This is a genomic window from Ideonella aquatica (genome assembly GCF_018069755.1).
GTDB lineage: Bacteria > Pseudomonadota > Gammaproteobacteria > Burkholderiales > Burkholderiaceae_C > Ideonella > Ideonella aquatica.
Genome location: NZ_JAGQDE010000001.1, coordinates 363266 through 375480 on the forward strand (window position 1 = coordinate 363266; position 12215 = coordinate 375480).

The 12215-nt window shown below is 71.2% G+C and carries 10 protein-coding genes and 1 pseudogene; 6 read left to right on the plus strand and 5 right to left on the minus strand.

Features of this window, described 5'->3' with window-relative positions; translation table 11 throughout:
- From urtC to urtE, 3 genes are read left to right on the plus strand one after another with little or no spacing between them, the layout of a single operon-like run.
- Complete coding sequence (gene urtC, locus KAK06_RS01645; protein WP_210799987.1) at positions 1-1128, plus strand: urea ABC transporter permease subunit UrtC; 1128 nt, start codon at positions 1-3, stop codon at positions 1126-1128.
- Entirely contained in the window at positions 1125-2006 is an 882-nt protein-coding gene (gene urtD, locus KAK06_RS01650) for an urea ABC transporter ATP-binding protein UrtD (protein WP_210799988.1), read from the plus strand. The genes urtC and urtD overlap by 4 nt, the downstream gene beginning before the upstream one ends.
- Before the next feature lies 1 nt (position 2007).
- A complete protein-coding gene (gene urtE, locus KAK06_RS01655; protein ID WP_210799989.1) occupies positions 2008-2700 on the plus strand; it encodes an urea ABC transporter ATP-binding subunit UrtE in 693 nt (230 codons plus the stop codon).
- Positions 2701-2715: 15 nt separating this feature from the next.
- Here urtE and KAK06_RS01660 read toward each other — a convergent pair whose 3' ends face one another.
- Both KAK06_RS01660 and KAK06_RS01665 read right to left on the minus strand, forming a co-directional pair.
- Complete coding sequence (locus KAK06_RS01660; protein ID WP_210799990.1) at positions 2716-2952, minus strand: hypothetical protein; 237 nt, start codon at positions 2950-2952, stop codon at positions 2716-2718.
- A gap of 98 nt (positions 2953-3050) precedes the next feature.
- Complete coding sequence (locus KAK06_RS01665) at positions 3051-4427, minus strand: tetratricopeptide repeat protein (protein WP_210799992.1); 1377 nt, start codon at positions 4425-4427, stop codon at positions 3051-3053.
- A 108-nt stretch (positions 4428-4535) separates the two neighbouring features.
- On the opposite strand from KAK06_RS01665, the gene KAK06_RS01670 reads away from it, so the two are divergent.
- From KAK06_RS01670 to KAK06_RS01680, 3 genes are read left to right on the plus strand one after another with little or no spacing between them, the layout of a single operon-like run.
- Positions 4536-5516 carry a YncE family protein gene (locus KAK06_RS01670; RefSeq protein WP_210799994.1) on the plus strand — a complete coding sequence of 327 codons (981 nt, stop codon included), beginning with the start codon at positions 4536-4538 and terminating at the stop codon, positions 5514-5516.
- Positions 5517-5555: 39 nt separating this feature from the next.
- Positions 5556-6827 carry a TIGR03862 family flavoprotein gene (locus tag KAK06_RS01675; protein WP_210799996.1) on the plus strand — a complete coding sequence of 424 codons (1272 nt, stop codon included), beginning with the start codon at positions 5556-5558 and terminating at the stop codon, positions 6825-6827.
- Positions 6828-6864: 37 nt separating this feature from the next.
- Positions 6865-7539 carry a glutathione S-transferase family protein gene (locus KAK06_RS01680; protein WP_210799997.1) on the plus strand — a complete coding sequence of 225 codons (675 nt, stop codon included), beginning with the start codon at positions 6865-6867 and terminating at the stop codon, positions 7537-7539.
- Between the two features lie 17 nt (positions 7540-7556).
- Here KAK06_RS01680 and KAK06_RS24625 read toward each other — a convergent pair.
- From KAK06_RS24625 to KAK06_RS01695, 3 genes and pseudogenes are all read right to left on the minus strand, one after another.
- A pseudogene (locus tag KAK06_RS24625) lies at positions 7557-8450 on the minus strand (methyl-accepting chemotaxis protein); the annotation flags it as partial.
- 1167 nt (positions 8451-9617) lie between these two features.
- A complete protein-coding gene (locus tag KAK06_RS01690) occupies positions 9618-10448 on the minus strand; it encodes an urease accessory protein UreD (protein ID WP_210799999.1) in 831 nt (276 codons plus the stop codon).
- The gene (locus KAK06_RS01695) at positions 10445-12214 is read right to left on the minus strand and encodes a hypothetical protein (RefSeq protein WP_210800000.1); all 1770 of its coding nucleotides are present in this window, start codon (positions 12212-12214) and stop codon (positions 10445-10447) included. The genes KAK06_RS01690 and KAK06_RS01695 overlap by 4 nt, the downstream gene beginning before the upstream one ends.
- Position 12215 lies beyond the last annotated feature (1 nt).

Here is a 12215-nt window from a genome sequence, read left to right on the forward strand (position 1 = left end):
ATGACGACGACGACTCTGAACCTTCCCGCGCCGCGCCGCGGCCTGCTGCTCACCCCCGCCGGCTGGTCCGGCGTGCTGCTGGCCACGCTGGTGGTGACCGCGCTGGTGCCGGTGCTGAACCTGCTGGTGCCAGCCGACAGCGTGTTCCACCTCAGCGACTTCTATGTGCAGCTGGCCGGCAAGATCATGTGCTACGCGATCTGCGCGCTGGCCATGGACCTGATCTGGGGCTACACCGGCATCCTCAGCCTGGGCCACGGCCTGTTCTTCGCGCTGGGCGGCTACGGCATGGGCATGTACCTGATGCGCCAGATTGGCCGCGACGGCAACTACCAGAGCGACCTGCCCGACTTCATGGTCTTCCTGGACTGGAAGGCGCTGCCCTGGCACTGGGCCTGGAGCGACAGCTTTGCGCTGCAGATGCTGCTGGTGCTGGTGGTGCCGGGCCTGCTGGCCTTCGTGTTCGGCTTCTTCGCCTTCCGCAGCCGCATCAAGGGCGTGTACTTCAGCATCATCACGCAGGCCATGACCTTCGCGGCGATGCTGCTGTTCTTCCGCAACGAGACCGGCTTCGGCGGCAACAACGGCTTCACCGACTTCAAGCGCATCCTGGACATCCCGATCGCCCAGCCGTCCACCCGCATGGTGCTGTTCGTCATCACCGGTCTGACGCTGATCGGCTTCTACCTGATGGCCCGCGCCATCGTGAACAGCAAGTTCGGCCGCGTGCTGCAGGCGATCCGCGATGCCGAGAGCCGCGTGATGTTCACCGGCTACAACCCGCTGGCCTACAAGCTGGCGATCTGGACGCTGAGTGCCGTGATGTGCGGCGTGGCGGGTGCGCTCTATGTGCCGCAGGTGGGCATCATCAACCCGGGCGAGATGAGCGCGGCGGCCTCGATCGAGATCGCCATCTGGGCCGCGGTGGGCGGTCGCGCCACGCTGATCGGGCCGATCGTCGGCGCCTTCTTCGTCAATGGTGCGAAGAGCTGGTTCACGCAGGTGTTCCCCGAGTTCTGGCTGTATTTCCTGGGCGCGCTGTTCATTGCGGTGACGCTGTTCCTGCCGCAGGGATTGGTCGGCCTGGTGGACCGCCTGAAGGGCGCGAAGAAGGAGGAGCGCGCATGACGCCCGACCTGATGGAAGCCGGCGCCAAGGCGCTGGAGGCGCACCGCGCCAAGGTGGAGGCCGAGGTCACCAGCGGCGACCGCGGCGCCAGCTTCGGCCGCGTGCTGCACGGTGCCGAGCCCGACTTCGCACACGGCGTGGCGCTGTACCTGGACGACATCACGGTCAGCTTCGATGGCTTCCGGGCGCTGAACGCGCTGAGCCTGGCGGTCAACGTGGGCGAGCTGCGCTGCATCATCGGCCCCAACGGTGCCGGCAAGACGACGATGATGGACGTCATCACCGGCAAGACCCGGCCCGATGCCGGCACCGCCAGCTTCGGCTCCAACATCGACCTGCTGCGCCTGCGCGAGAACGAGATCGCGCAGATCGGCATCGGCCGCAAGTTCCAGAAGCCCACGGTCTACGAGCAGCTCAGCGTGTTCGAGAACCTGGAGCTGGCGCTCAAGGCCGACCGCCGCGCGCGCGCCAGCCTGTTCTCGCGCCTGTCGGGTGCGCAACTGGACCGCATCGGCGAGATCCTGCAGCTGATCCACCTGCTGCCCGATGCCCAGCGCACCGCCGGCCTGCTCAGCCACGGCCAGAAGCAGTGGCTGGAGATCGGCATGCTGCTGATGCAGGACCCCAAGCTGCTGCTGCTGGATGAGCCGGTGGCCGGCATGACCGACGAAGAGACCGAGCGCACCGCCGAGCTCTTCCTGAGCCTGGAGGGCCAGCATTCGCTGGTGGTGGTGGAGCACGACATGAAGTTCGTCGACCAACTGACCGAGGGCCGCAAGACGGTGACCGTGCTGCACGAGGGCAGCGTGCTGGCCGAGGGCCTGCTGCGCGACGTGCAGGCGAACGAGAAAGTGGTCGAGGTCTACCTGGGACGATGAGATGCTGAAGGTCGAAGGTCTGAACCAGTACTACGGCGGCAGCCACATCCTGCGCGGCGTCTCCTTCGAGGCGCGCCTGGGCGAGGTCACCGTGGTGCTGGGCCGCAACGGCGTGGGCAAGACCACGCTGCTCAAGAGCCTGATGGGCGTGGTGCCGGTGAAGACCGGCACGGTGCAACTGGATGGACGCGAACTGACGCGGTCCACCCCGTATGAGCGGGTGCGCGCCGGCATGGGCTATGTGCCACAGGGCCGCGAGATCTTCGGCCGCCTGACGGTGGAGGAGAACCTGCGCATGGGCCTGGCCAGCCGGCCGGCGGGCACCAAGATCCCGGACGAGCTGTTCACGCTGTTCCCGGTGCTCAAGCAAATGATCGCCCGTCGCGGCGGGGACCTGTCGGGTGGCCAGCAGCAGCAACTGGCGATCGCCCGCGCGCTGGCGCCGGGCCCGAAGCTGCTGATCCTGGACGAGCCCACCGAGGGCATCCAGCCCAGCATCATCAAGGACATCGGCCGCGTGATCCGCATGCTGGCCGACCGCGGCGACATGGCCATCGTGCTGGTCGAGCAGTACTACGACTTTGCCGCCGAGCTGGCCGACCAGTACCTGGTGATGGAGCGCGGTGAGATCATCGCCCGCGGCCGTGGCGAGGACATGCAGGCCAACGGCGTGCGCGAGCTGATGTCGATCTGAGCGGGCGCGCCGCGCCTACCAGGGCAGGCCGCTGTCCTTGATGATCTTCTCGGTCTCCTGCTGGTCCAGCTTCAGGGCCAGGTCGCGGCGCTTCTCCAGGGCCTGCCGGGTCAGGAACGGCGCCAGCTTGGCCTTGGCCGCCTTGGCCTTGGCGTCCTCGGGGTTCTTGGACAAGACCTTGTTCAGGCGTTCCAGCTCCTTGAGCAGGCGGTCCAGGTCCTTGTTGAAGGCGTCGATGTACTTGTGGCCCACGGCGTGGCTCCTGAGTCAGATTGACGCTGGATATTCTGGGTGCCCAGCGCCGGTGGCGGTGACCGGGTTCGCCCATCCCCCCAAGCTCGTCGAGGCGATTAGCGGCGCTGCAGGCGGAAGGCCTCGGCCGGACTGGCCGACGGTGGCAGCCCCGGGGCGGCCTGGCGCCATGCTGTCCACAGCGAGGACCAGGCCGGCGTGTCCTGCAGCGCAGCCCAGCTGGGGTCGGTGTCGAGCAGCAGCAGGTTGGGGTCGCGCCCTTGTAGAGCACGCCGCAGCAGACGCAGGGCAGGCTCGGTCTCGTGCCAGCGGGCCCAGGCCAGGGCCAGCACGTAAGGCGACACCGGCTGGGCTTCCAGCGCCTGCAGGGCCTCGCGCGCCTGGGCGCGCTCGGTGGCCGGGCCGGTCAGTCCGCGCACCGACCAGGCCAGTGCCTGGTAGCCGGCCTCCTGCGGGGCGGCCACCTGCGCTTCCTCGGCCCAGGGGCGCGCAGCGTCGGCGTTGCCATCGAGCAGCGCGATCAACGCCGCCATCGCCAGTGCCGGTGGGCTGCCGGGGGCGATGTCCAGCACCGAGGCCAGCTCGGCGCGGGCCTGGTCGCGCCGGCCTTGCGCCAGACGCAGGTTGACCAGATGCATGCGGCTGCTCAGGTAGTGCGGGTCGGCACGGCGGGCCTGCAGCAGCGCGGCCTCGGACGCCGCGAGCTCGCCACGCAACAGCAGGTGCCAGCCAAGGGCACTGTGCACGAAAGCCTGGTGGGGGGCGAGCGCCAGCGCGCGCTCGAAACCTTGCCGGGCCTGCGCCCAGTCCCAGCCGAACTGGTGGTGAGCCGCGGCGCGCAGCGTATGGGCCAGCGCATCGGCGGGATCGAGCTGCAGCGCCCGCTCAAGCGCCTGCTCGGCCTCGGGCGCCGCCTGCCGTGGCGGCAGTGCCCAGCTGATCGCGGTGTTGTACCAGGCGCGGCCCAGGCCAGTCCAGGCGGCGGCCCACTCCGGCGCGGCCCGGCAGGCCGCGGCGAAGCGGTCGCGCGCCTGGGCCAGGTTGGGGCCGGTGACCGGACCGCGCAGGAAGTGCTCGCCGCGCTCCAGCAGGTCGCGCGCCGGCCCGAGCCGCTCATCGCTGGAGGCCGGACCCAGCCAGTGCACCTGGTAGCTGCCAGGCAGCAGTTGCAGGCGCCAGGCGTCCAAGCGGCCGTCGCGTTCATAGTAGCGCGCCAGGCGGGCGCGCAGGCGCCGCATCTCCACCCTGACGATGCTGTCCACCGTGGGGTCGAAGCGGTCCGCCGGGCGGCCCAGCACCTGCACCGCGATCAACGACTCCTTCAGGCAGGCGATGTCGCCCGCCGCGCTGCGCTCGGCCAGATGGCGCAGCAGGCGCCGGTGGCGCACGGCCCGCGCGAAGGCGGGGCTGGCCTCGATGCGGGCCAGCGCCGCGGCCTGTGCACTGGGCAGGGCGGGGGAAGGCGGCGTGCTCATCGCCCGGCCAGCTTAGCCAATGTGTCACTCGCCTGTCACCCCCGCACACTCGACCGCGGCGTGGCGGCCCCCCAGACTGGGGCTTTCATCCACCCTGATGGAGGCTCCATGGACAAGCGCATGGCGGTGGCGGCGATGCTGGCGGTCGGCGCCCTGGCATCGGCCCGCGCCCAGTACACGCTGTACGTTGGCAACGACCAATGCCCCACCAACAATTCGGTGACCCGCTTCACCGGCAAGCCCTGGGGCGCTGGCGCCACCGTGCCCGTGGGTCACTGTCCGGCCGGCATCGCCTTCAGCCCCGACGGTGCCACCGCCTGGGTGATGAATGCCGGTGCCAACACCATCACCCCGATCGCCACGGCCAGTTTCAGCCCCGGCGCCGCCTTCGATGCCGGTGTGGTGGCGCCGCTGTTCGCGGCGGTCACGCCCGATGGCCAGTGGCTGGCCACCACGGGCGCCGGCTCCAACCAGCTGGCGCTGATTGCCACCACCAACACGGCGCTGGTGAAGACCGTGGCGGTCGGGGCCTCGCCCACCGGCCTGGCCCTGCTGCCCGATGGCAGCAAGGCGTACACCGCCAATGTGGCCGACAACACCGTCTCGGTGGTGTCGCTGGGCACCCAGCCGAAGCTGAAGAAGACCTTGTCGCTGCCCGGCTGCAGTCCTTACGGCATGGCGGCCACGCCCGATGGCAGCGCGGTCTACGTGGCCTGCATCAGCGGGCCGCTGTGGCGCATCCGCACAGCCAAGGACAAGGCCGATGCGGCACCGATCGCGCTGCCGCAAACCAGCGGCGGCGCCCAGGTGGTGATCACACGCGACGGCAAGACGGCCTTCGTCTCGAACACCAACGGCGCGGTCTACCCGGTGACGCTGAAGACCGGCGCGGTGGGCGCGCCGATCGCCATCCCCGGCGCCTACGGTCTGGCGCTGAGCCCGGATGGCAAGGTGCTGGCGGTGGGCAATGGCGACTGCTGCTGGCTGGACACGCCGGTTCACTTCATCAAGGTCAGCACGCTGACGGTCGAGACCACGCTGGGCACCGGGACGAACTACACCCATCGCTGGCTCGCCTTCCAGCCCTGATGACCGCTCGGGCCGCAGGCCCTACACTGCGGCCCCCCCATGAGCGATACCACCCCTGCCACCGCCCCGCGTGTCGCCGTTGTCGGCGCCGGCCCTGCTGGCCTGATGGCGGCCGAGGTGCTGGCCGCGGCCGGCGCCCAGGTCGATGTGTTCGATGCCAGCGCGGTGCCGGCGCGCAAGTTCCTGCTGGCTGGCAAGGGCGGCCTGAACCTGACCCACTCCGAGCCGCTGCCGGCCTTCACCGACCGCTATGCCGAGCGCGCGCCCGAGGTGGCGCGCTGGCTCCAGACCTTCGGCCCGCAGGCGCTGCGCGACTGGGCCCAGGGCCTGGGCGTATCCACCTTTGTGGGCAGTTCCGGCCGGGTATTTCCAGAATCGATGAAGGCCGCGCCGCTGCTGCGCGCCTGGCTGCATCGCCTGCGCGCCAGCGGCGTGCGCCTGCACCTGCGGCACCGCTGGCAGGCTGGCGCCTTGCAGCACGGGCCCGAGCTGCGCTTTGAGACGCCTGACGGTCCGCGCCAGGTGCATGCCGATGCGCTGCTGCTGGCGCTGGGCGGCGCCAGCTGGGCCCGCCTGGGCTCGGATGGCGCCTGGGTGCAGCCGCTGGGCGAGGCGGGTCTGGCACTGTCGCCGCTGCAGCCGGCCAACTGTGGCTTCGATGTCGGCTGGAGTGAGCACTTCGCCAGCCGGCACGCGGGGGCGCCACTGAAATCGGTGCTGCTGGATGCGCGTGACAGCCGCGGTCGCCAGTTCCGTCGCAAGGGCGAGTGCGTGGTCACTGCCACCGGGCTGGAGGGCAGCCTGGTCTATGCGGCGTCGGCGTTGCTGCGCGACGAGATCGCTGCGCATGGCCGAGCGCTGGTGCTGCTGGACCTGCTGCCCGACCGCCCGCTGGACGAGCTGCAGACTGCCCTGGCACGCGGCCGGGGCGCGCGCAGCCTGGCCAACCACCTGAAGGAGCAGGCCGGTTTGTCCGGTGCCAAGGCCGGCCTGCTGCGCGAAGGTCTGAGCGCCGAGGCCTGGCAACTGCAGAGCCGCGACGTGGCCTGGCTGGCGCGGCGCATCAAGGCGCTGCCGCTGCAGCTGCATGCGGCGCGGCCGATCGACGAGGCGATCAGCACCGCCGGCGGCGTGCGGCTGGAGGCGCTGGACGCGCAGCTGATGTGGCGCGATCGCCCGGGCGTGTTCTTTGCCGGCGAGATGCTGGACTGGGAGGCGCCCACGGGCGGCTACCTGCTCACGGCCTGCTTCGCCAGCGGGGTGGTGGCGGCGCGTGGACTGCTGCAGTGGTGGGCGGCCAAGACCCCGTGACAACGCGGGTGCCGCTGGCCCCGTAGCATGCCGGCCCATGATCACAGTCCACCATCTGAACAACTCGCGCTCGCAGCGTGTGCTGTGGCTGCTCGAGGAACTGGGGCTGCCCTACGAGATCCGGCACTACCAGCGCGACCCGCAGACCATGCTGGCGCCCGCGTCCCTGAAGGCGGTGCATCCGCTGGGCAAGTCGCCCGTGCTGACCGACGGCGACATCACGGTGGCCGAGAGCGGCGCGATCATCGAGTATGTGCTGGACAGCCACGGCCAGGGCCGGCTGCGGCCCCTGCCGGGCACGCCAGAGCAGCGCCGCTTCCGCTACTGGCTGCACTTCGCCGAGGGCTCGGCCATGCCGCCGCTGCTGCTGAAGCTGGTGTTCGCGCGGGTGCAGTCGGCGCCGATGCCCTTCTTTGTCAAGCCGGTGGCACGCGGCATCGCCGCCAAGGTGCTGGGCAGCTTCGTCGAGCCCAACCTGCGGGCGCAACTGGATTTCATGGAGGCCGAGCTGGCGGGCCGCGACTGGTTTGCCGGCGACGACTTCAGCGCCGCCGACATCCAGATGAGCTTCCCGATCGAGGCCGCGGCGCAGCGCGCCGGCCTGGATGCCTCGCGCCCCCGGCTGATGGACTGGCTGCGCCGCATCCACGCGCGGCCGGCCTACCGGCGCGCGCTGGAACGGGGCGGTCCCTACGATTTCGCGCGCGACTGAGACGCCACGCGGGGCGCTCAGGTCCTGAGCTGATCGACCAGGCGGTGCAGCTCGTCCGCGCCGTGGCGCAGCGTGTTGGCCGCACTGCTGGTGGCCTCGGCGCTGTGGGCGTTGTGCGCGGTGGTGTCGCCGATCTGGCGCACCGCCTCGGCCACCTGACCCACGGCCAGGGTCTGCTCGCGGGTGGCGGTGGCCAGCTGGCCCATGGCCTCGCCGACACCACCCACCTGGTCCAGGATGCGGTCAACACTGTCGCGCGCCTTGTGGATCTCGGCCACGCCGGCTTCCACCTGCTCGGCCGAGCCGGTGATCAGTGAACGGATCTCACCCGCGGCACTGGCGCTGCGCTGGGCCAGCGCCCGCACCTCGCCGGCCACCACCGCGAAGCCGCGGCCCGATTCACCGGCCCGGGCGGCTTCCACCGCGGCATTGAGCGCCAGGATGTTGGTCTGGAAGGCGATGCCGTCGATGACCTGCACGATCTCGCCAACCCGGCGGCTGGTGGCGGCGATGCCCTCCACCGTCTGCACCGCGCCCTGCATGCGCTGGCGGCCATCGGCGCCGGTGTGGCGGATCTGGTGAAACAACTGGTCGACCTGTTCGACATGGCTGGCGTTGCTGCGGGCGGTCTGCGAGACCTGCTCCAGCGTGGCCGCCGACTCCTCGACCGTGGCGGCCTGCTGGCTGGCGCGGCTGGCCAGGTCGTGGCTTTGCTGCTCCATCTGCTGGCCGGTTTGCGCCACCTGCTGGGCATGGCTGCGGATGCTGCCCACCACGCCGGCCAGGCGGGTACACATGGCATCCAGCTCATGCGCCATGGTCGCGAACTCGTCGCGGCCCTGCACCTGGGCCCGCACCGACAGGTCGCCCTCGGCGCCGGCATGGGCCACGCGGCTGACGCGCTGCAGCGCGTCCATCACGCTGCTGTAAAAGCCCACCAGTGCGTAGGCCAGTACCAGGATGCCCAGCAGCGAGCCGCCCAGCGCCAGCCACTGGCGCTGCTGCAGACGCTGCTCGCGCGCACGCAGGATCTCGGACAGGCGGCTGGTGGCCTGGCGCGAGAAGGCGATGGTGGCCTCAATCGCGGTCGTGCCGGCCTTGAAGAAGGCCTGGGCGTCTCCTTGCGGCTGACCCTCGGCGAAGCTGCGGCCTGCCAGGGCGGCAAAGGCCTGGTTGGTCTCCACCATCGGCGCGAAGCCCGCGGGCTCCGGCTCGCCCGCGCGGACCAGTGCTGCGACCCGGTTCTTCATGCCCTCGGTCTGTTCCTGCAGCATCGCCACACGGCCGTTGACCTGGGCCATGTCGCTCAGGGCGGCTTCGCCGCGGCTGATCAGGCCCGCGCCCTGGCCGCGCAGCAATCCGGCCACCTCGGTCAGCGGCAGGGTGCGCTCAACCACCACGTCCATCAGGAAGTAGCTGGCCGCCTCGGGATCGAAGTACAACTCCGAGACTTCTCCGACCTGCGACACCAGCGTGCGCACGGCCTTGATCTGGGCGGTGTGGGCGGCAAACACCTGGGCACGATCGCCCTCGCGTCGGCCCTGCGCCAGCGCGGCCAGGGAGGTGGCGATCGGGGGCCAGGCCTCGGCCAGTCCCCACGCCTGCAGCGTGGTCTGTTCGCCCTGCATCGCCGCCAGCGCCTTGGTCAGATCGGCCCGCGTGGCCTGCAGCGCCGACTCCGCCGAGGCATTGCCGCTCATCGCCAGATTGGTCTGGCCGCGGTGTTTCTGGGTCAGTACCGCCACATCCAGCAAGGCGGTGACGACGCGCGCGCCCTGGGCTTCGTTGCGGGCCACGGCCAGCTCTCGGCCGGTGTCGAGCAGTGTTCTGGCGATCAGGATCAGCAGCGGGACGGCGATCAGCGCCACGATCAGTGCCATCTTGGCAGGCAGCCGAAGCTGGCGCATCACGGACACGGCCGGGCGCAGCAAGGATCCATCGGCAGCAAAGGACATGTCAAAACCCCTCGGGCGCCGAGAACACGGCGAATGCGTGTTTATCGCCCGACCGCTGCGCTCACGAACGCCCGAAAAGACGGGCCTGGACGCGTTTTACCGATGCACCCGCGGTGCCCGGGGTCAGAGTGCCCACAGGCGTGGCGGGCACTCGGCCAGCGCCCACAGCCGCTGTCGCCAGGCGGCGCGCACGGCGCGGGCCAGCGTGAACAAGGCCTCGGTGCGCGGCGCCAGCGCGCGCAGCACGACCACCCCCTCATCGGCGGCGCTGGCACCGGCCTGGGCGGCCAGCGGCAGGCCGGCGATGCAGGTGCGCGCGTCCTCCAGCAGCTGTTCGCGCAGTGCGTCGCTGAAGCCGTTGCCGCTGGCGCACCACAGCGTGGCCAGGGCACGCTGTCCGGCCCAGCCGAGCGGCGAGTCCAGCAGCACCCGGTCGTCGGCGCTGATGCGCCCCCGCTCCAGCCAGCGGCCGCCAATGGACAGCGTCTGCTGCAGCTCGCCCCGCTCGAACGCCAGGTCGGCGGCCGGCAGGCCCAGGGCCAGCAGGTCCCAGCCGATCATCTGCGCGCCGGGTGCCAGGTCGAAGTGCAGCGCGTTGGCGGCCAGGCAGCCGCTGTAGGCAATGGTCTCCAGCGGCAGCCACTCCAGCCGCGCACCGGCCGCCACGCGGGCCCGCAGTGTCTGCGTGGCCAGCGGACCGGCGCTGCGGTAGAAGCGGGTGGCGCCGGGGGTGGTGATCAGCGCGTGGGTGCCGGCGTCCAGTGTGGCCTCGATCAGCAGCTCGTCGCCGCCGACAATGCCGCCCGGCGGATGCACCAGCACGTGGTGGCAGATCGCATCGCCCTCAGGGTAGAGGCGCTGCAGCACGCGCAGCGGGCCCTCATGCCGATCGAGTGCGGTGGTGCGCTGGTTCTCGAGCCGGTAGTCGAGCCGCAGGTGGCCGCGCCAGCTCATTCAGGCGCCGGCAGGCTGTCCACCGCGTCGCGCAGCCACTCGCCGGCCGGGATGGTGGTGATCAGGCCCTCGCCGCGCATGCGCTCCAGCACGCGGCGGCTGGTGCAGAACGGGGTGCCCTGGCGGCGGCTGAAGGCGTAGAACTGGCCGTTGTCGCTGATCCAGTCCAGGCGCACGGCGGTCCAGCGGCCTTGCAGGCTGGCACGGCACAGGTCATCGACCGCCAGGCCGGCCAGCCACTGCTGGCGGTCGCGCCAGGCCGGGGAGTCGGTGTTGTCGTCCATGGCCACCGGCACCGTGGCCAGGTCGGCATGGTGCAGCCAGGCCGAGGACTGGATGTCGGGCGAGCCTTCAACGGCGGTTGCGGCTGGATCCTGCGCACCCGGCGGCGGCCGGCGTGGCCAGGCCTTCAGCGCCACCCGCAGCTCGTCCAGCTGGCGCTGGATGCGCGCGGGCGCCTCGTCAATCGCCTGCAAGCCGTCCTGGGCCTCCAGCAGCAGGCAGTCGAGCGCTGCCGGTGTGGGTGGCCGGGGGGCGTCCATGGCTGCGGCATCCACCAGGGTGTCGATCAGGGTGGTCCAGCGGCGCGGACCCGGGGCGTCGACGCCGTCGCGGGCGCTGGTGCGGGCGATCACCCGGACCCAATCGCCCAGCAGGAACTGGGCGGCCTGGGGCAGCAGCTCGGTGCGCTGCAACTGTTCCACCACCTGGGCCTGGACCAGCGGCAGCAGTTCGGCGTGGCGCTCGGCCTGCTGCAGCTGCGCCACCGGGCCGGGATGCACCGGGTCCGGCAGCGAGGCGTTGGCCAGGCGCTCCAGGTGCACCCGGGCCTGTTCATAGTGGCGGCTCAGCAGGGGCTGGGGCGCGCGTTGCAGCGCATCCATCAGCGGCCGCAGGCGCTGGTGCAGGGCGATCTTGCCCGGTGCCTGGCCGGCCAGATCCAGTTGCGACAGCGCCACCAGGCGATCGGTCAGCAACCACAGCGGGTGGCTGGTGTCCTGCAGCAGCGCGGGGTCGGCGGCAGCGCTGGCCTGGGCCAGCGTGGACAGTACCTGGAGCAGCTCGCGCATGCCCTCGCCCAGGCGGGCGTGCTCCTGCAGCCGGTTGAACACGGCCCCCACCTGGCCGGGTGGGATCGGGCTGGCACCCGGCGTCGCGACGCCCACCCGCCCCGCACCGGGCGAGCGCCGCGCGGCCTGCGCGTGCTCGGCGGCGCGGGCGCCGGTGCTTTGCAGCCAGGCGCACTGGCGCTCGTAGGAGCGGGTGGCCTCGCGCACCAGGGCCGGGTGCAGCTCCTTGAGCAACTCCAGCCGCCGACCGGCGGTCGGTACGACCGCATGCAGCGCCCGGTCGAGGGTTTCGGTGAGCGTGGCGGCCTCCAGCAGCACCGGGCTGGGATAGCCCAGGGCGTCGGTCTCGCGGTACCAGCGCAGGGCCAGCGCGCCCAGCTCGCGCAGCGCGAACTCGGCCTCGTGCTCGATCGCCTGCACGGCGCTGCGCAGCTGGATCGATTCATTGACCTCGTCGTCGCACAGCAATGACACGCCGCTGAGGGTCTCGACCACCACGCCGCCGATGGCGGTGTCCAGGCCGGCCTGGCGGGGCTGCAGCAGGGCCTCGCGCAGCTGGGCCTGCCAGGCCGGACGCAGCCCGGGTTGGGTGCGGGCGCTGCCGTCGAACAGGACCCGGTCAATCAGGTCCAGGGCTTCGTCCAGGCAGAACTGCCGCCAGGCGTGCAGGGCAGGGTCAACGTCGCGCAGGTCCATG